Genomic DNA, 19348 nt, shown 5'->3' on the forward strand with positions numbered 1-19348 from the left:
TGTGCCCTTGCATCATTGGCCCTGCCGTTGATCGAAACCGAGGTGTGGTTCGGGGTTGGCGTGACTGACGTCGTCAAGCAAATACGCTGCTGCGAGCTTGCGCGTGGTGCGCGCCGCGCATCTGTGCGATGCCGCACAGAAACGACCATCACCGCAATGCGTCCAGCCGGCAGTTTCGATTCGCGACAAGTTCTTTGTCATTCAAAGATGCGCTCGGTATGATCGTGCGGCCCTGCCACGGAGGCCGCATGAACCGCACCGAACGGCTCTACCGCATCGACCAGCTCATCAGCGAGCGCCGCGTCGTCAGCCGCCGCGAACTGCTCGACGCCCTCGAAGTCTCCCCCGCCACCCTCAAGCGCGACCTCGAATACCTGCGCAACCGCCTCAACGCCCCGATCACCTGGTGCCGCGACACCGGTGGCTACCGCTTCGACAAGTGCGAAAGCATCGGCGCCCAATACGAACTGCCCGGCCTGTGGTTCTCCGACAAGGAGATCCACGCGCTCCTCACCATGCAGCACCTGCTCGCCAACCTCGACCCCGGCGGCATCCTCGCGCCGCACGTGCAGCCGCTGATCGCGCGCCTCAACGCCCTGCTCGGCACCGCCGCAGACACCGCCGACGAAATCCGCCGCCGCGTCCTCATCGTCGGCATCGGCAAGCGCAGCATGAAACTCGCGCACTTCGAGAACATCGGCTCCGCGCTGCTGCGACGCAAACGCCTCGCGATCCGCTACTACGCCCGCGGGCGGGACGAGGAAAGCGAACGCGAAATTTCTCCGCAGCGCCTCGTCCATTACCGCGAGAACTGGTACCTCGACGCCTGGTGCCACCTGCGCGGCGCCCTGCGCAACTTCGCCGTCGACAGCATCCGCAAGGTTGAACTCCTCGAACACCCCGCCAAGGACGTTCCCAGCCAAACCCTCGACACCGTCCTCGGCCCCGGCTACGGCATCTTCGGCGGCACCACGCTGCAGTGGGCGAAGCTACGCTTCAGCCCCGAACGCGCAAGGTGGGTCGCGACCGAGCATTGGCACCCGAAGCAGAAAAGCGCCTTCGACGCGGACGGCAGCTACGTGCTGGAAGTGCCGTATGCCGATCACCGGGAATTGATGATGGATATCCTGAAGCACGGGACGCATTGCGAGGTGCTGGGGCCGGAGGGGTTGCGGCGGGTGCTGAGGGAGGAAGTATCGGAGATGATGAAGAGATATGATGCAAGAAAATAACGAGTAGCTCACCTGGTGAGCCCGGCACTTCGGAGAATGGCTAAATCGATTCATCACGGTGCAGGAAACGAACAAACCTATGCTCCTGGCTAGCCCGCAGAATTGGAATCCGATCCGGAATGCTTCCCAGCTCGAAGGAAATGCAAGATGACCACTGCTCGCCCGATCTGGGCCAAGACTGCGGCGGATGGCCAATGGCATCCCCTCCTGCTGCATTGCCTGGACGTGGCCGCCGTTGCACAGGCAATTCTGCATCGGGAGCCGCGCGAAACCCGCCAACGATACGCCCACGCGCTCGGAATGTCCTGGGATGCGGCGCAACCCTGGCTCCTGCTTCTAATTGCCGCCCACGATCTCGGCAAGGCCTGCCCGGGGTTCCAGTGCAAATGGAAGAACCTCTCGGGTCTTGATGTTGGCCGCAACCCCAACACCGAGGTCAACCACGCTTTCGTTAGCCAAGTCGTGCTCACCCATTGGTTGCGGGATCAGGGCTGGTCGGAGGAACTGGCCAGGTTGGCGGCAGATGCAGTGGGCTGTCATCACGGCAGTCGGGCATCATCCTCCGCACTAGAGCGGCTGGAGCACGGCTACGATGGCCGCCGCGCCCTCGGCGGTGCAGACTGGGAGGATGCCCGTGCAGAGTTGTTGAACACGCTGCAGCTGGTCTTCCAGCCGACCGAGGCGCCCGGCGCAGAATCTCTCTCCGGTCCAGACTTCATGCTGCTGGCGGGGCTCACCAGCTTTGCCGACTGGATCGGCTCCAACACCGACTGGTTTGGTTTCGCGGATCAGGTGGCAACGGATGAGCCGGACAAGTGGTTCGGCGCCCGCCGTATCAACGCCGAACAGGCGCTGGACGCCATCGGCTGGCAGCCGCGCACCCCGCTCGCATCGGCCTTCCGCACTTTCAATACAGTCTTCGGTTTTTCTCCCCGCCCATTGCAGCAGACTGTCGCCGAGACCCTTGGCACCCTCGCCGCACCGACCGTCCTGCTCGTCGAGGCGCCCATGGGGGAGGGCAAGACCGAAGCGGCCTTATTTGCACACCTGGAATTGCAGCGCCGCTTTGGTCATCGGGGTCTCTACATCGCATTGCCCACCCAGGCCACCGGCAATGCCATGTTCGCCCGCACACTGGCGTTCCTGCAGGGCCACGGGAACGACCATGTGCTGGACCTGCAACTGCTGCATGGTGGCGCCCAACTCAACAACACATACCAGCAACTGCGCCTGGCGCCGGTGTATGACAGCGAACAGGCGGATACCGCCCGGGTACGGGCCAGTGAGTGGTTCACCTACAAAAAACGCGCGCTCCTCTCCGAATACGGTGTCGGTACCGTCGACCAGGCCCTGCTGACCATCCTGCCGGTGCGGCATCATTTCGTGCGCCTCTGGGGCTTGGCCAACCGAGTGGTGGTGTTCGACGAAATCCACGCCTATGACGCCTATACCGGTACCTTGCTCATCCATCTCGTGCGCTGGCTGCACGCACTGGGTTCGTCGGTAGTGCTGCTGTCGGCCACCTTGCCGCCGGCAATCCGCCGCAAGCTCGCTGAAGTGGTGGGAGCGGTCTTGCCAGACGTGGAGGCGCCTTATCCACGGTTGAGCACCTTCGCCGGAGATGGAGTCCGACAAACCCACTTCACCGCTGATCCAACGCGGCGACTGACGCTAGAGATCGAGCCCATCGGCACAGGGCTCGACGATATGCAGACCGGGCTGGGGCAACACTTGGCCGAGGGCGGCATGGGGCTGGCGCTGCTCAACACCGTGCAGCGTGCGCAGGAACTCTATGGTCTCTATCCCGCCGGCACGCCACTGGAATGGAACGGCGAACAGGTGGGCAAACGGCTGGACGACGGCACTGAACTCTATCTGTTCCACGCCCGCTTCCCTGCCAGCCAGCGTCAAGTACGCGAACAGCGGGTGCTAAACCTCTTCGGCAAATCGAGCGGTGAGCAGAGCGAATCGCGCAGCGGGCGCAAAATCCTGATCGCTACTCAAGTAGCAGAGCAGAGTCTGGACCTTGACTTCGACATCATCGCCACCGACCTCGCTCCCATCGACCTGCTACTGCAAAGAGCCGGTCGGCTGTGGCGCCACCGTCAGCCGCAGCGCCCCGTGCCACAGCCCGTGCTGCTGATCGCCGGGCTGGCCGGAGACGCACCGGGGAGCTTTAGTCAGCCCCTGTGGTGGAGCGCGGTCTATGCAGAATCCATCCTGCTGAGCACCTGGTTCCTACTGCGCAAAAACGGGCGGCAGCACATCACCCTGCCGGACGACATTGATCCCTTGGTTCGCTCCGTGTACGAAGAAGAGGTCGTGCTGCCCGAGACAATCCTAGAACGGATGGACAAAGCGCTTGCCGAATCCGACGGTACCGGCATCGCCAAGACGCAGCAGGCGCATATGGCCATCATCGGCCTGCCTGACGACGGTTCGTGGGACGACCCGGCACGCTACGTCCTGTACGACGACGACAATCCCTTCGTACATCGCACCTTGGCCGCGGAGACCCGCGTGGGAGATGAATCCTTGACCGTCATCCCCCTGTGGCCCGGCGATGAATTTGACACCCGAGTCGTCCCCACGCCCATACAGGCTCACAGCTGGTCCTTGCGGGGCCTGCGCATTGGCCGCAATGGCGTGGTGCGGCAGCTCAAGGCTCAGGGCATTCCGGAACCGTGGCAGCAGTCGCCGCTACTACGCAACCATTTCCCCTTGTGCCTGGACGCATTCGGTGCCTGGCTTACCGATCCCGCGGTACGGCTCGATCGGGCGCTGGGGCTCGTGTATGAAAGCCTGAACTGAACTCGGAGGTTCGATGAACGACAACACCGCTCCACTACCGCAATCCGCCCCGCCCTCCGACGGGCCGGCAACCTCGCCACACTTCAATCTGGTCGATGAAGCCTGGATTCCCGTCCGCTATCTGAACGGCGACAGCGCGGAACTGGGCATCCGTGAAACGCTACTGAGGGCCGGGCAGATTGCGGAAATCCAAGACGCCTCGCCCTTGGTAGTTGCTGCACTGCATCGCTTCCTGCTGGCGGTGCTGTATCGGGCCCTCGAAGGACCAACGGATGCGCTGCAGGCAAAAACGTGGTTCAAACAGGGCTGGCCGCAAGAGAAGATCGAAGCGTATCTGCAACGCTGGCATGACCGCTTCTGGCTGTTCGACAAGCGCTACCCTTTTGCGCAGGTTCCCGACTTTACGCCACGAAACTGGCGTGCATGGACAGTATTGGCCGCTGAGCACAATGCTGACAATGCCAAGGTGCTTTTTGACCATGTAGATGTAAACCAAGCCGGTGCTATCTCCCCCGCGCATGCTGCGCGCTGGCTGCTGGCCACTCAAACCTTCTCGGTTAGCTGCGGCAAGAGCGAGTTATCTCACACAGGTACAGCTCCGTCTGCCACAGCTGTCATGGCACTGCCGCTGGGCCTCAGCCTAACCGACACTCTCATGTATCAATTGGTACCACAGAATCGTTGCGTATTGGTTGGTGACATCCCCCTGTGGGAGCGGGAGCCGGAATCCGCGAACACTCTCAGGAGCGGCCCCGAGCGCGCCATCAGCGGTTATGCGGATCGCTACACTTGGCAAATTCGCGCAGTTCGCCTCCAAGCTGAGGCTGACTTCTCCGTGACACGGCTCGCCTTCGCATCCGGCATCAACCCGCTCGCCGAGCAGCAGTCCGATCCAATGCTGTGCTACCGCGTCGATGAAAAGCATGGGCGCTTGCCGGTAATCTTTCGCGAACGCGGATTTTGGCGCGACTTTGATTCCCTGCTGCCGGACGCGTCGAACAATGCGCCACTGGTCATGACCCACGCCGTTGTCCTGAGCAGAGCTTTTCCGGCGCGCTTTCCTGTCACAGTAATGGTTGTCGGTCAATCCAACGACAAAGCGAAGATCGAGTACTGGCGCATGGAACGCTTCACCTTGCCGCCGGCGTTGGTGGGTGATCGTGATGTGCGAGCGGATGTGCGCGAGCTACTGGTCGCGGCGGAGGGGGCACAAACCGCCCTTGGGGCCGCCTGCAAATCCTTCGCACGGAATGTATTGAGCCGAGGCGAGCGCGAACCTGCGACCAAGGACGTGAATGGCTTCCTGCGTCAGATGCCTGTCATCGACCGCTACTGGTCCAGCCTCGAACCCCGCTTTCACGAGATCCTCGGCGAATACACCGAGGCCCGCGATCCCGAAGACATCCGTTTGCTGTGGCTGCGCCATGTGCTCGCAGCAATGAGCGCCGCCTGGCGCGGCTACGCGGCGAGCATTGCCGGCAGCGATGCTTGGGCCATCCGTGCCCTGGCCCGAGCCGAGGTACCGGTGTTGCGCCAGATCGGACGACTCAAACAAGAAATATCGAAACTTGAACCTCAGAAGGAACCCGCATGAGTGCTTACCTCGAATGGCTGGAAAGCCTGAACGAACGGGATACCAGGGTACGGGCTGTCCTGCGCCGCAGCTTGTCCTTCGCCCCCGGCGCCTTCCCTGCCGCCTATCCCTATGTCGAACCCTTTCTGAAGGAGGACACCACGTCCTGGCACCGGCAGACGTACTACCTGGTCGCGGCATTGTGGGCGGCTCACTGGAAGGCGGGACGAAGCGGTAGCGCCCAACCCATCGGCACGGCCGCTGCGCTGCACCAGTTGGCCACCAAGTCGGTCAGCACCGAGCGTCGCTTCATCGCCCTGCTCGACGCGGACGCCGATCAACTCCCCCATCGCCTTCGCCAGATGCTCGCCCTGCTGAAGGAGCAAACCATCGACTTCGACGCCCTGCTCACCGACCTGCTGCGCTGGCAGTCCCCGGAAAAGCGCACCCAGCACCTGTGGGCACGCCAGTTCTACCGCATGCTCCATCAAGACACCGATCTGCCCGCGAACACCGAGACCGAAGAGGAACCCGCATGAAGACCATCGTCGAAATCCACGCTCTGCAGAACTTCGCCCCCTCCAACCTTAACCGGGACGACACCGGAGCCCCCAAGGACGCCCTGTTTGGTGGTACGCGGCGGGCGCGGGTATCGAGCCAGTGTTCCAAGCGTGCGGTACGCCAATTCTTCGCCGATCAGGTGGCACAAGGCATCCTCACTGCCGACGATCTTGCCAAGCGCAGCAAGCGGGTATTGGAAGCCCTTGGCACGCAGCTAGTCAGCAAAGGACGTGATCCCGCTGTTGCTAAGGAGAAGGCCAAAATTGCCTTGAGCGCCATCGAGCTTACGGTCAAGGAGGAGGACAAGACTGAGTACCTGCTGTTTCTTGGCCAGCGGGAAATTAATGGTGTCGCCGAGGTGATCCACGAAAAGTGGGACCTCTTGGTGCCCTCGGAAACACCGCCCGCTGAGGGCAAGAAGCCTGGCAAGGCCAAGAAACAAGCTGCTCAGGGTATAGACCCCGAAATCCGCAAGGCGCTAAACAAGGTCTTCAATGGAGGAAAGGCGCTGGATGTGGCGCTTTTCGGCCGCATGCTCGCCGACATGCCTGAAAAGAACCAGAACGCCGCTTGCCAGGTCGCTCACGCCCTGTCCACCCACGCGGTGGAGCGGGAATTCGACTTCTATACCGCGGTAGACGATCTCAAACCCGAAGACACCGCTGGAGCCGACATGATGGGCACGGTGGAGTTCAACTCCGCCTGCTTCTACCGCTATGCACTGGTGGACTGGAACAAACTCGGTGAGAATCTGCAAAACGACACCGAACTGGCGGCCAAAGGGTTGCGTGCTTTCCTTGAAGGCTTCGTTGTGGCTGAGCCCACCGGCAAGCAAAACACCTTTGCCGCCCATAACCCGCCGGAATTCGTGCTGGTGACGGTGCGTCGCAACAGTGCGCCACGAAATCTCGCCAACGCTTTCGAGACGGCCATCCGAGCCCGCGACAACCTGACGCGCAGTTCCGCCAATGCCCTGCTGAACAAGGCCAGGGCGTTGCAGGCTGCTTATGGCGGAGAATTAGCTGCTTTCGTCCTTGACCTCACCGGGGCCGAGATCGGTGATGGTTCCCAGCCAGTCTCGTCGCTCGCGGCGCTGCTGGACGCTGCAATGACCGAAGTGCAGCGGAGCTAACCATGGCAACCCTCTTGCTGCGTCTAGTGGGTCCCATGCAATCCTGGGGCACCACCAGCCGCTTCGATGAACGGGACACCGGCAAGGAGCCCAGCAAATCCGGCGTGCTTGGTCTGGTGGCCGCCGCGCTTGGCATCGACAGAGAAAACTGGGCCGACCTGGAGCCCCTGTGCCGCCTGCGCATGGGCGTGCGCCACGACCGTCCGGGCATACCGAAGCGCGATTACCAGACCGCCCAACAGGTGATTTCGGCGGATGGATCAAAGATTCACGATACCGCCGTAACCACGCGCCACTACCTCGCCGACGCGGCGTTTCTGGTTGGCCTGTACGGCGCGGACCGCGACTTGCTTGCCCGCATTCATGCAGCGCTGGGCGATCCAGTATGGCCGCTGGCTCTGGGGCGCAAGTCCTATGTCCCATCCGAGCCAGTGTGGCTGCCCGATGCCTTGGTGGACATGGATCTGCGAGAGGCACTGAGCAGCTGGCCGCCCATCGCCACCGCCCGTCCCCACCAGGGGCGCGCCCCGTGGGTGCTCTCCATCGAGTCAGCTGACAGTACCGGCTTGATGAAGATGGACCAGCCGCTGTCCTCCTTCGCCGAGCGACGCTTCGGTCCCCGTTTCGTTCTTTCAGAGGTGCTGGATGTACCTGTCCAAACTGGTGCTTGACCCCAACCACCCGCAGGCCCGGCGTGATCTGGCCAATGCCTACGAGATGCACCGCACCCTCAGCCGAGTTTTTTCCGAAACTCCGGACCTCCCGCCGGCACGCTTCCTCTGGCGCCTAGAGCAAGGCGGAAACAGACTGCCGGACGACGGCGCCATCGTGCTGCTGCAATCCGCTACCGCCGGTCGCTGGCAGTCCCTGCGGGAGTTGCCGGGCTATGCCAACACCGTGAATCCCGACAAACAGGTGGTCCTCGAGCAACTGCTACGGGCAGGATGCAACTATGTGTTCCGGATAGTCTGCAATCCCACCGTCACCCGCGCAGGCAAGCGCTACGGTCTGCTGCACGAAGACGAACAGCTGGCTTGGCTCGTGCGCCAGGGACACATGCATGGTTTCAAACTGCTGAATGCCCACGTCGGCCGCAGCGAGCGCGTCAGCTATCGCAGGGGCCGCGCAAAGCAACGCATCACACTGCAGGTAGTACAGGTCGATGGCCTGCTGCGGGCGGACGACCCACAACGATTGGGACATGCCCTGGTGAACGGCATCGGCCACGGAAAAGCAATGGGACTTGGAATGCTGTCCCTTGCCCCCGTGCGCGACCAGAATTGTTCTATCATTTGATAGCACAATCACGATGCCGGAGCCGATCATGGAAACCTTCACCGTCCGCGACCTGCGCGAGCGCACCGGGGAGCTGATCCGCGGTGCCGAAGCCGGAAAATTGTCGATCGTCACGAAGCACGGCAATCCGGTCTTCGTCGCGGTGCCCTTCGACGATGCCCTGCTGGAAAGCGGGGTGCGGACGTCGCTGGCGATCAAGCTGTTCGAAGATGGCACGCTCACGCTGGGCCAGGCGGCGAAGCTGGCCGGACTCGCGATCGAGGAGATGATCGAACGCACCGGCGCGGCGGGCGTGGCAGTAGTTCAGCAGACTCCGGACGAACTGGACGACGAGCTCGAAGTGATTGCACGTCATGGTCGTCGCCGATAGCGGACCGCTGATCGCGCTGGCGAGACTGGATCTGCTCCGATTGCTGCGAACCCATTTCGACGAAGTACTGGTGCCCGACGCGGTGTTCGCCGAATGCACCGTACATCCGCATCGCCCCGGCGCTCAGGCAATCCGCGCCGCTCAAGAGTCCGGCTTGTTCGCGTGCGTTGCGGTGACAGGCGTCGACCAGTTCGCCGGTGACCATCTGCTCGACCGGGGCGAAGCGGCGGCGTTGGTTCTGGCGCAGGAACGCGCCTGCCCGGCACTCGTCGACGAACGTAAAGGACGCCGGGTCGCCCGGCAGTTGGGGATCCCGGTAGTCGGCACCGTTGGTGTGCTTCTCGCCGCGCGACAGGCCGGCAACGTCGATGCGCTCGCGCCGCTTTTCGATGCACTGGCCACGTATGGTTATCGGATACCGGCGGATATGGTGCTCGAAGCGCTTCGCCGTGCTGGAGAAATCTGAGCATGCTACCGCCCCTCAAGCCCATTCCCATCAAGGAAAGGATGTCGATCGTATTCGTCGAAAAGGGCGAAATCGACGTCGTGGATGGCGCATTTGTCGTCGTCGACGGGCAGGGCTTCCGGGTGCGCCCGGTCCTTACGCATATTCCGGTGGGCGGGGTCGCCTGCATCATGCTGGAACCGGGCACGCGGGTTTCCCATCGCGCCGCGGCACTGGCCGCACGGGTGGGGACGCTGCTCGTATGGGTCGGCGAAGCGGGCGTTCGGCTCTACTCGTCCGGCCAGCCGGGCGGTGCGCGGGCAGACCGGCTGCTCTATCAGGCTAAGCTGGCTCTGGACGAGGCGTTGCGGCTGAAGGTCGTGCGCAAGATGTATGCACTGCGCTTCGGCGAGGAGCCACCTGCGCGGCGCAGCGTGGAACAGTTGCGCGGCATCGAAGGCGCCCGGGTGCGGCGCACCTATCAGTTGCTGGCACAGAAGTTCGGCGTGAAATGGTCGGGGCGCGACTACAACCCGGAAAACTGGGATGTCTCGGACCTGCCCAACCGCTGCCTGTCGTCAGCCACGGCGGCGCTGTATGGCGTGACCGAAGCCGCTGTGCTCGCGGCCGGCTACGCGCCGGCGGTGGGATTCATCCACACCGGCAAACCGTTGTCGTTCGTCTACGACGTGGCCGATATCTACAAGTTTGAAACTGTGGTGCCGGCCGCCTTCAAAGTGGCCGCGAGCGAGACTCCGAACCCGGAACGTGCCGTGCGCCTCGCCTGTCGCGACATTTTCCGCCAGACGAAACTCCTCGAACGCATCATCCCGGACATCGAGGAAATCCTCGCCGCCGGAGAAATCCCGCGCCCCGATCCACCCGAAAACGCCGTTGCCCCCGCCATCCCCAACCCGGAGAATCTCGGCGATGCTGGTCATCGTGCTTGAAAACGCCCCGCCGCGCCTGCGCGGCCGCATGGCCGTGTGGCTGCTCGAGATTCGCGCCGGAGTCTACGTGGGCAACTACTCGCGCAAGGTGCGCGAACATATCTGGGCGCAAGTGGAAGACGGCATCGAAGACGGTAACGCCGTGATGGCATGGCACACAAACAACGAGGCCGGCTTCGAATTCCAGACGCTCGGCGCTAACCGTCGTCTGCCCGCCGATTGGGACGGAGTACGACTGGTAAGCTTTCATCCGGAAATTGGCAGCACCGATCTTTAACAACCAGAACAAATTCATTCGGAATGCAAATTCGTCGGTAGAATTCATTTGCTCAAAATTTCCATGAACATTCATGGAGATGGAAGAAGTGTGTTCCCCACGCCCGTGGGGATGAACCGCTGTACATGACACCCCCGTTGTTTGCAGATACGTGTTCCCCACGCCCGTGGGGATGAACCGCGATCGGCACCGCAGCACCCGCAATATCCGTCGTGTTCCCCACGCCCGTGGGGATGAACCGCCGCATTACATTGCGCGACGAACCCACTTGAAGTGTTCCCCACGCCCGTGGGGATGAACCGTCGTTTGCGACCACGCCCACAACGACAACATTGTGTTCCCCACGCCCGTGGGGATGAACCGATATTTCCAGCGGCATGGACGACGGGTTCACCGTGTTCCCCACGCCCGTGGGGATGAACCGCCCATGCGCTCGTAAACCCCGCCGGTGAATATGTGTTCCCCACGCCCGTGGGGATGAACCGGTCGAGGAAATGGCCCTCATCGATGCGCTGAAGTGTTCCCCACGCCCGTGGGGATGAACCGGCTTTCCCGGCGAGTGGCGGTGCGCTCGTGGGGTGTTCCCCACGCCCGTGGGGATGAACCGCGAATCACGCGCACATTGCGGCAATGCACCGGGTGTTCCCCACGCCCGTGGGGATGAACCGCACTCACCACTGATCCCGAATACGAAACAGTTGTGTTCCCCACGCCCGTGGGGATGAACCGTCCAGTTCCATGCACGTCAAGCGCTCTCGCCGGTGTTCCCCACGCCCGTGGGGATGAACCGGGCGGTTGCTGGTATCGGCTCACCGCGTGGGAGTGTTCCCCACGCCCGTGGGGATGAACCGTCGAGACCCTCGAACCTCTGGACGTCTACTGAGTGTTCCCCACGCCCGTGGGGATGAACCGCCGTTTGCTCCACATGACTTTCTTCACCCACGGTGTTCCCCACGCCCGTGGGGATGAACCGATCGCATCTGGCTGGCGCGCTCGTGTGCGCAAGTGTTCCCCACGCCCGTGGGGATGAACCGCGAAGGCGGCAGCATGAAACACGCGGACATGAGTGTTCCCCACGCCCGTGGGGATGAACCGCGGCCGATGCTGTTGCCGTCCGGTGCGAGCACGTGTTCCCCACGCCCGTGGGGATGAACCGCGGCTCGTCACCTCCTCGTAGATGCTGGGTAGGTGTTCCCCACGCCCGTGGGGATGAACCGTCGGCGCGGTGCGTCATGTCGAGGGTGGCTAGGTGTTCCCCACGCCCGTGGGGATGAACCTGCCCCAAGGCCAAGGCCGCATAGAGCGCCACCGTGTTCCCCACGCCCGTGGGGATGAACCGCGCGACGACCGCTCAAGTCGGCGCGGTGCGTCGTGTTCCCCACGCCCGTGGGGATGAACCGGTTGCGTCGCGCGTCAGCTAATCATGTGGCGCGTGTTCCCCACGCCCGTGGGGATGAACCGTAATCGTCATGGGCACGCTGTATTCCGGGCGGGTGTTCCCCACGCCCGTGGGGATGAACCGCAGTTCGGCGTGCGCTCGATCGTCTGGCAGTTGTGTTCCCCACGCCCGTGGGGATGAACCGCGAGGAAACTGGCCGACCTGATCGGGGCACCCGTGTTCCCCACGCCCGTGGGGATGAACCGCGAGCGAGACCCCATCCGCTACCGAATCACCGGTGTTCCCCACGCCCGTGGGGATGAACCGCACGCCGACCGGGCCAGCCCCGACGCGCAGATGTGTTCCCCACGCCCGTGGGGATGAACCGTCATCTTGCGGCCAGCGTTCGGGCCGTTCTTCGTGTTCCCCACGCCCGTGGGGATGAACCGGTCGCGCGACGCCCGAGGACTACGACCACCTCGTGTTCCCCACGCCCGTGGGGATGAACCGAAGCTAGACGGCATGGTTGGCGAGGCGAACCGGTGTTCCCCACGCCCGTGGGGATGAACCGGATCACCCATCCGTCTTTCAACCCGTACCCGTGTGTTCCCCACGCCCGTGGGGATGAACCGGCTGATCCGGCAACCGATACACACGCGCCGTTGTGTTCCCCACGCCCGTGGGGATGAACCGCCGGCGTGGTCACCGGGAAGGCGCAAAAGCAGGTGTTCCCCACGCCCGTGGGGATGAACCGGTGGCGATCATCGCGGCGAGCTCGGCCTGCCGGTGTTCCCCACGCCCGTGGGGATGAACCGCGTCGCGCTGCATGTCGCGGACGATGATTGCGTGTGTTCCCCACGCCCGTGGGGATGAACCGAAGAACGGGCAGCCCGTCTGGTGGCGGATCTTGTGTTCCCCACGCCCGTGGGGATGAACCGGACTGGCACATCGTCGTGCAGTCCATCGAGATTGTGTTCCCCACGCCCGTGGGGATGAACCGCGTGTTGAACATGTTTTTCAGCGTGTCGCGCAGTGTTCCCCACGCCCGTGGGGATGAACCGGCCTTCGGCAGCGACAGTGAGATGCAGATGATGTGTTCCCCACGCCCGTGGGGATGAACCGGCCGATGTCGCGCAGCGGGAGTTCGCAACCACGTGTTCCCCACGCCCGTGGGGATGAACCGTCACGCCGACCCCATCGGCATAGGAACCAATGGTGTTCCCCACGCCCGTGGGGATGAACCGGATTGGTAAGCATCTGCAACGGCAGTTCACGGTGTGTTCCCCACGCCCGTGGGGATGAACCGCTCACCGGCAAGCATCTGCATTTGCGCTCGCTTGTGTTCCCCACGCCCGTGGGGATGAACCGGAGGTTCCCCGTCCGAACTCGGCGACCTCGTTTGTGTTCCCCACGCCCGTGGGGATGAACCGGCGTATTCGAACAGCACCATGCAGCCGGTCGGGTGTTCCCCACGCCCGTGGGGATGAACCGTGCTCGTGCAAGATCCTGCTGCCACACAGGTTGTGTTCCCCACGCCCGTGGGGATGAACCGGCGCGCAGGCTCTGGGCGATGCTGGCGAGCTCGTGTTCCCCACGCCCGTGGGGATGAACCGCATTTGCCGTTTCCGTTTGAGGCGGAATTGACGTGTTCCCCACGCCCGTGGGGATGAACCGAGTGGGCAGGGCTTTGGCACCGTGAATGGGGTGTGTTCCCCACGCCCGTGGGGATGAACCGCATAAACGGACTCGAGAAGCTCACGGACCGCGGTGTTCCCCACGCCCGTGGGGATGAACCGCCCGTCGTCGTGTTTCTCACTTCTGGCGACACGTGTTCCCCACGCCCGTGGGGATGAACCGGCCAACGACAAGGCCGCATATAACGCCACCGTGTGTTCCCCACGCCCGTGGGGATGAACCGGGGAGATCGAGTGGGAGAGCGCATCGTGGGAGGTGTTCCCCACGCCCGTGGGGATGAACCGCAGGCAGTTGTCCAGGTGGGGGGAATCTGAATAGTGTTCCCCACGCCCGTGGGGATGAACCGTCGGCTCCAGCAGCGACGGGCAGAGCGCGGTAGTGTTCCCCACGCCCGTGGGGATGAACCGGGTCAGCGGCTTGTTGTCCGCGCCGACCGGCGTGTTCCCCACGCCCGTGGGGATGAACCGGTGAACGAGCGTCACGCCGCCACCTCCCTTGCGTGTTCCCCACGCCCGTGGGGATGAACCGCCTCCGCGCTCAGGAATATCGGTTTGCCGTCAGTGTTCCCCACGCCCGTGGGGATGAACCGCAGCCCCAATCGAGCCGGGCGACGCGTAACAGGTGTTCCCCACGCCCGTGGGGATGAACCGGACTCGGTGCACAAGCTGCTCTCCGACCAGATGTGTTCCCCACGCCCGTGGGGATGAACCGCTCCTTGGCGGTCATGCCTCTTTCCTTCCTGAGTGTTCCCCACGCCCGTGGGGATGAACCGCTCGCCATCCGTCCCGCTGAACTGTCGATCTGGTGTTCCCCACGCCCGTGGGGATGAACCGGCGCCGTATCGTTAGCCTGCATCGCCACATGGGTGTTCCCCACGCCCGTGGGGATGAACCGACGCCAACGGCAACACGACCGGCACCAGTACGGTGTTCCCCACGCCCGTGGGGATGAACCGCGTGAGGGGTTGGATTCGGTCGCGGGTTGGTCGTGTTCCCCACGCCCGTGGGGATGAACCGCGTCTTCAACCGCGTGCGCCGTGTCGGGTCGTGTGTTCCCCACGCCCGTGGGGATGAACCGCGCTACACCCGCCTGACCATCACCCCGGCAAAGTGTTCCCCACGCCCGTGGGGATGAACCGACACAGGGCTCGGCAAGACGCTCGATGAACTGGTGTTCCCCACGCCCGTGGGGATGAACCGCTGCATCTCCGCGTTGATGGCGCTGACGAAGAGTGTTCCCCACGCCCGTGGGGATGAACCGCCAGCCGTGCAATGCGAATTCCAGGTGATGAAGTGTTCCCCACGCCCGTGGGGATGAACCGTGCTTGCGCTGTACCTCATGACATGCCCGCATGTGTTCCCCACGCCCGTGGGGATGAACCGCGAGGCGAACGTGATAAACCAGCTGCATGAACGTGTTCCCCACGCCCGTGGGGATGAACCGCGCGTGCATGTTTTCCACGGCGGCAATATGACGTGTTCCCCACGCCCGTGGGGATGAACCGCCATGCGCGACGAGCTGAGCTACGGAACCGACGTGTTCCCCACGCCCGTGGGGATGAACCGCCGGAGATGCTGTCGCCGACCGCCGTGCCATTGTGTTCCCCACGCCCGTGGGGATGAACCGCCAGCACGTCGGCATAGGCTCCGGGCATCACGGTGTTCCCCACGCCCGTGGGGATGAACCGTCTCTCGCGAGATTGTTCGCCACGCTGGCGAAGTGTTCCCCACGCCCGTGGGGATGAACCGGGACTTTGAAAGACCTCAGGAGAAAAAACCGAGTGTTCCCCACGCCCGTGGGGATGAACCGCAGCCACGCATGCGGGGGTCAGCTCGGAAGACGTGTTCCCCACGCCCGTGGGGATGAACCGTTCTCGCCAGCCAGCGCAAAAGGCGGGCGCTTGTGTTCCCCACGCCCGTGGGGATGAACCGCTGGATCTGACAATAAGACCGAGAATTCTGCAGTGTTCCCCACGCCCGTGGGGATGAACCGTCGCAGAGCCCTGATTAACCCCACATGTCGGAGTGTTCCCCACGCCCGTGGGGATGAACCGCAATCCGGGCTGCGCTCGATACCGTCGTTTCGGGTGTTCCCCACGCCCGTGGGGATGAACCGCCTGGGCGGCGACCTGGGGCGTGCGGCAGTTCGTGTTCCCCACGCCCGTGGGGATGAACCGCGGAGCCGGTACGGGTGCGCGGCAATGCGCGCGTGTTCCCCACGCCCGTGGGGATGAACCGGGTATCGACGGCATCGGCGATGGAACGGGTGCGTGTTCCCCACGCCCGTGGGGATGAACCGGTGCGTGGCGGATTCATCGCTGGCGTGGCCTCGTGTTCCCCACGCCCGTGGGGATGAACCGCGCGACCAGGTATCCGGCGCCAGCGCATACGCGTGTTCCCCACGCCCGTGGGGATGAACCGCCGGTCGAGGACGTCGACGCCAATGCGGCGCTGTGTTCCCCACGCCCGTGGGGATGAACCGGGTGTGATGCGGTATGTGGTGGATGCGGCCGCGTGTTCCCCACGCCCGTGGGGATGAACCGCCGGCCAGATTCGTCGGCATCGACGCCCCGATGTGTTCCCCACGCCCGTGGGGATGAACCGCAAGCGTCTTGACGATGACGCGCTTTCCCGAGGTGTTCCCCACGCCCGTGGGGATGAACCGACGACGTGACGGGCGACTACCTGAATGCCGCAGTGTTCCCCACGCCCGTGGGGATGAACCGTCCGCCGCCTGTTCGTCGTGCATTTGCATTTCGTGTTCCCCACGCCCGTGGGGATGAACCGTCATTTTTGTTCATGCGAAAACACCCCCCGCCGTGTTCCCCACGCCCGTGGGGATGAACCGGATGGCAAACACACCATCCCGTATCAGGAACTGTGTTCCCCACGCCCGTGGGGATGAACCGCGATCGCCGCCGCGGCGCAGGCCGGCGCGAAAGTGTTCCCCACGCCCGTGGGGATGAACCGTTGCCGGTACCGGGAGTCGCGGACGCACCCTCGTGTTCCCCACGCCCGTGGGGATGAACCGGCGAGGGGACCGCCGGCCTGAACGGCTATCGCGTGTTCCCCACGCCCGTGGGGATGAACCGTTAGCGCCCTGCACACCCGGCACGGCCCCGCCGTGTTCCCCACGCCCGTGGGGATGAACCGCCGCTCGTGCGCTTTGGATGCCGCACGCGCCGGTGTTCCCCACGCCCGTGGGGATGAACCGCGCAGATGGTGCAGCGTAGGGCGCGCGAGTCCGTGTTCCCCACGCCCGTGGGGATGAACCGGTCGAATACAGCGCCGCATTGACGCCCCAGGTGTGTTCCCCACGCCCGTGGGGATGAACCGCGACACGTCCGATACATAACAGGCCGCGTCTTGTGTTCCCCACGCCCGTGGGGATGAACCTAGTTATTGGCAAGGCCGAGCAGGCCCTCTCCAGTGTTCCCCACGCCCGTGGGGATGAACCGTGATCCCAGTTCAACGTAATCCACCGTGCAACGTGTTCCCCACGCCCGTGGGGATGAACCGTCGGCGCTGCGCGTCATGCCTGTGGGATCGGTGTGTTCCCCACGCCCGTGGGGATGAACCGATGCTTTCGCGGATCATATCGTCCCTTGTTGTGTGTTCCCCACGCCCGTGGGGATGAACCGGGAAGCGGGGTGTTTTTGGCTATACGACTCGGGTGTTCCCCACGCCCGTGGGGATGAACCGTGAATGAACTCGATCTCGCTGTCGTCGATGGAGTGTTCCCCACGCCCGTGGGGATGAACCTGGCTCGATCCGCTGCTGACCGAAGTCGCACAGGTGTTCCCCACGCCCGTGGGGATGAACCGTAGTCAGGATGCTCATGCCTGAACCCTCCACGGTGTTCCCCACGCCCGTGGGGATGAACCGTCCACGCCTTATTCGCCCTGCTCGCCTTGTGCGTGTTCCCCACGCCCGTGGGGATGAACCGAATCGAAACGCGGTTGGGCAGGCTACAAAACCGTGTTCCCCACGCCCGTGGGGATGAACCGGTCAAGCAGGGCTTGAAATCCGACTACGCATTGTGTTCCCCACGCCCGTGGGGATGAACCACCCTTCAACCAAAGACACGTCGCCTTGGTTTCGTGTTCCCCACGCCCGTGGGGATGAACCGACCTGACGCCCATCGGTGCGTGGGCGGACCTCGTGTTCCCCACGCCCGTGGGGATGAACCGGCAAAGCACCAATTGCCGAGCGATTACGCCGCGTGTTCCCCACGCCCGTGGGGATGAACCGACAACGGCGCAATGGCTGAACGAGCAGCAACCGTGTTCCCCACGCCCGTGGGGATGAACCGGTGACGACGGCCAGCACCGTCAATGCTGCTGTGTGTTCCCCACGCCCGTGGGGATGAACCGTCGATGCAGTACGCGCGCACATGGATGGATGGGTGTTCCCCACGCCCGTGGGGATGAACCGCCTACTTTGCCAGCGGCGCCGCCTATTACAGCGTGTTCCCCACGCCCGTGGGGATGAACCGTCGTGAATGCCGCGCTGCAGATCCTGAACGTCGTGTTCCCCACGCCCGTGGGGATGAACCGCTGGCCGGAACGGGGATTCAGGCGCTTGCTCAGTGTTCCCCACGCCCGTGGGGATGAACCGACCGCTTTGAACTCCTGCGCATGGCGTCGTCGGTGTTCCCCACGCCCGTGGGGATGAACCGGAACCCCGCCACTCTTGAGAATGTCGGCCCCCGTGTTCCCCACGCCCGTGGGGATGAACCGGCGTCATAGGTCTGCGTGACCGGGCCGATCTTGTGTTCCCCACGCCCGTGGGGATGAACCGGAGGCCAGCATGCTACTCGACTTTGAACTGATGTGTTCCCCACGCCCGTGGGGATGAACCGGCATGTCGGCTCGTGACGGGGTACGGGCATACGTGTTCCCCACGCCCGTGGGGATGAACCGGAATCGAACAGGCGCCCACCGAACAGCGTGCGGTGTTCCCCACGCCCGTGGGGATGAACCGAGCAATAACGCGAGCGAATCCGACCTGTCCCTGTGTTCCCCACGCCCGTGGGGATGAACCGCCGCTCCAGGTCGGATCGACTTCGCGCAGAAAGTGTTCCCCACGCCCGTGGGGATGAACCGCGGAAGCGTCCGTGGTGGCCTCACGGTTCGTCGTGTTCCCCACGCCCGTGGGGATGAACCGGGTGATGTTCATGGTGTCTCCGTGCGCCCGGAGTGTTCCCCACGCCCGTGGGGATGAACCGGGACGCTTCATGGGACGCCCAAAAGGCAATGTGTGTTCCCCACGCCCGTGGGGATGAACCGGTGCGCGATTTGTGGGGTTGGTGTTTGTATGTGTGTTCCCCACGCCCGTGGGGATGAACCGACCGCCACCCAATACGGCCAGACCGGCCTTGAGTGTTCCCCACGCCCGTGGGGATGAACCGCAACTCCACGACCCGATGCTTAGGCCGCTGAGGTGTTCCCCACGCCCGTGGGGATGAACCTTCTCGACGGTCAATGGCGAAACCCTGCTGATTGTGTTCCCCACGCCCGTGGGGATGAACCGCTCGTGCTCGCCTACCTGCAAGGCCTGCGGGAGTGTTCCCCACGCCCGTGGGGATGAACCGGCGATCATCCCCAGGGCGCCGGACGTGCTGCGGTGT

11 protein-coding genes and 1 CRISPR repeat array (1 of these 12 running past the window's edge) are annotated in these 19348 nt (G+C 63.8%); all 11 genes read left to right on the top strand.

All coding sequences use genetic code 11. The annotated features are described in order from the left end of the window. The first annotated feature begins 248 nt into the window (after window positions 1-248). The 11 genes from GPA25_RS11315 to cas2e all read left to right on the top strand — a co-directional run bounded on the left by GPA25_RS11315 (window position 249) and on the right by cas2e (window position 10647). Complete coding sequence (locus GPA25_RS11315; RefSeq protein WP_169260493.1) at window positions 249-1232, top strand: helix-turn-helix transcriptional regulator; 984 nt, start codon at window positions 249-251, stop codon at window positions 1230-1232. A 147-nt stretch (window positions 1233-1379) separates the two neighbouring features. Beyond that, window positions 1380-4043 carry a CRISPR-associated helicase Cas3' gene (gene cas3 / locus GPA25_RS11320; RefSeq protein ID WP_169260494.1) on the top strand — a complete coding sequence of 888 codons (2664 nt, stop codon included), beginning with the start codon at window positions 1380-1382 and terminating at the stop codon, window positions 4041-4043. A 13-nt stretch (window positions 4044-4056) separates the two neighbouring features. Next, window positions 4057-5637 (top strand): type I-E CRISPR-associated protein Cse1/CasA, encoded by a 1581-nt coding sequence (gene casA / locus GPA25_RS11325; RefSeq protein WP_169260495.1) that lies wholly within the window; start codon window positions 4057-4059, stop codon window positions 5635-5637. Then, window positions 5634-6155 carry a type I-E CRISPR-associated protein Cse2/CasB gene (casB, locus tag GPA25_RS11330; protein ID WP_169260496.1) on the top strand — a complete coding sequence of 174 codons (522 nt, stop codon included), beginning with the start codon at window positions 5634-5636 and terminating at the stop codon, window positions 6153-6155. Before casA ends, casB begins: the two co-directional genes overlap by 4 nt. Then, window positions 6152-7309 carry a type I-E CRISPR-associated protein Cas7/Cse4/CasC gene (cas7e, locus tag GPA25_RS11335; RefSeq protein ID WP_169260497.1) on the top strand — a complete coding sequence of 386 codons (1158 nt, stop codon included), beginning with the start codon at window positions 6152-6154 and terminating at the stop codon, window positions 7307-7309. Before casB ends, cas7e begins: the two co-directional genes overlap by 4 nt. A gap of 2 nt (window positions 7310-7311) precedes the next feature. Beyond that, on the top strand, window positions 7312-7980 hold the full coding sequence (gene cas5e, locus GPA25_RS11340) for a type I-E CRISPR-associated protein Cas5/CasD (protein WP_169260498.1): 669 nt from the start codon (window positions 7312-7314) through the stop codon (window positions 7978-7980). Further along, entirely contained in the window at window positions 7955-8605 is a 651-nt protein-coding gene (cas6e, locus tag GPA25_RS11345) for a type I-E CRISPR-associated protein Cas6/Cse3/CasE (protein WP_169260499.1), read from the top strand. The genes cas5e and cas6e overlap by 26 nt, the downstream gene beginning before the upstream one ends. 28 nt (window positions 8606-8633) lie before the next feature. Further along, on the top strand, window positions 8634-8975 hold the full coding sequence (locus GPA25_RS11350; RefSeq protein ID WP_169260500.1) for a type II toxin-antitoxin system prevent-host-death family antitoxin: 342 nt from the start codon (window positions 8634-8636) through the stop codon (window positions 8973-8975). Further along, window positions 8959-9441 carry a PIN domain-containing protein gene (locus GPA25_RS11355; RefSeq protein ID WP_169260501.1) on the top strand — a complete coding sequence of 161 codons (483 nt, stop codon included), beginning with the start codon at window positions 8959-8961 and terminating at the stop codon, window positions 9439-9441. The genes GPA25_RS11350 and GPA25_RS11355 overlap by 17 nt, the downstream gene beginning before the upstream one ends. Before the next feature lie 2 nt (window positions 9442-9443). After that, window positions 9444-10370, top strand: coding sequence for a type I-E CRISPR-associated endonuclease Cas1e (cas1e, locus tag GPA25_RS11360; RefSeq protein WP_169260502.1), 927 nt, complete (start codon window positions 9444-9446; stop codon window positions 10368-10370). Further along, on the top strand, window positions 10351-10647 hold the full coding sequence (gene cas2e / locus GPA25_RS11365) for a type I-E CRISPR-associated endoribonuclease Cas2e (RefSeq protein ID WP_169260503.1): 297 nt from the start codon (window positions 10351-10353) through the stop codon (window positions 10645-10647). Before cas1e ends, cas2e begins: the two co-directional genes overlap by 20 nt. A gap of 90 nt (window positions 10648-10737) precedes the next feature. Then, window positions 10738-19348: a CRISPR direct-repeat array (repeat unit 29 nt; unit sequence GTGTTCCCCACGCCCGTGGGGATGAACCG); it runs 1489 nt beyond the window's last position.

Origin of the sequence: Aromatoleum diolicum (assembly GCF_012910955.1) — a bacterium.
Taxonomy (GTDB): Bacteria; Pseudomonadota; Gammaproteobacteria; order Burkholderiales; family Rhodocyclaceae; genus Aromatoleum; species Aromatoleum diolicum.

Bases quoted from the DNA above. Each gene is read 5' to 3' on its own strand.
- GPA25_RS11315 (WP_169260493.1), top strand. From the start codon at position 249: ATGAACCGCACCGAACGGCTCTACCGCATCGACCAGCTCATCAGCGAG.
- cas3 (WP_169260494.1), top strand. From the start codon at position 1,380: ATGACCACTGCTCGCCCGATCTGGGCCAAGACTGCGGCGGATGGCCAA.
- casA (WP_169260495.1), top strand. From the start codon at position 4,057: ATGAACGACAACACCGCTCCACTACCGCAATCCGCCCCGCCCTCCGAC.
- casB (WP_169260496.1), top strand. From the start codon at position 5,634: ATGAGTGCTTACCTCGAATGGCTGGAAAGCCTGAACGAACGGGATACC.
- cas7e (WP_169260497.1), top strand. From the start codon at position 6,152: ATGAAGACCATCGTCGAAATCCACGCTCTGCAGAACTTCGCCCCCTCC.
- cas5e (WP_169260498.1), top strand. From the start codon at position 7,312: ATGGCAACCCTCTTGCTGCGTCTAGTGGGTCCCATGCAATCCTGGGGC.
- cas6e (WP_169260499.1), top strand. From the start codon at position 7,955: ATGTACCTGTCCAAACTGGTGCTTGACCCCAACCACCCGCAGGCCCGG.
- GPA25_RS11350 (WP_169260500.1), top strand. From the start codon at position 8,634: ATGGAAACCTTCACCGTCCGCGACCTGCGCGAGCGCACCGGGGAGCTG.
- GPA25_RS11355 (WP_169260501.1), top strand. From the start codon at position 8,959: ATGGTCGTCGCCGATAGCGGACCGCTGATCGCGCTGGCGAGACTGGAT.
- cas1e (WP_169260502.1), top strand. From the start codon at position 9,444: ATGCTACCGCCCCTCAAGCCCATTCCCATCAAGGAAAGGATGTCGATC.
- cas2e (WP_169260503.1), top strand. From the start codon at position 10,351: ATGCTGGTCATCGTGCTTGAAAACGCCCCGCCGCGCCTGCGCGGCCGC.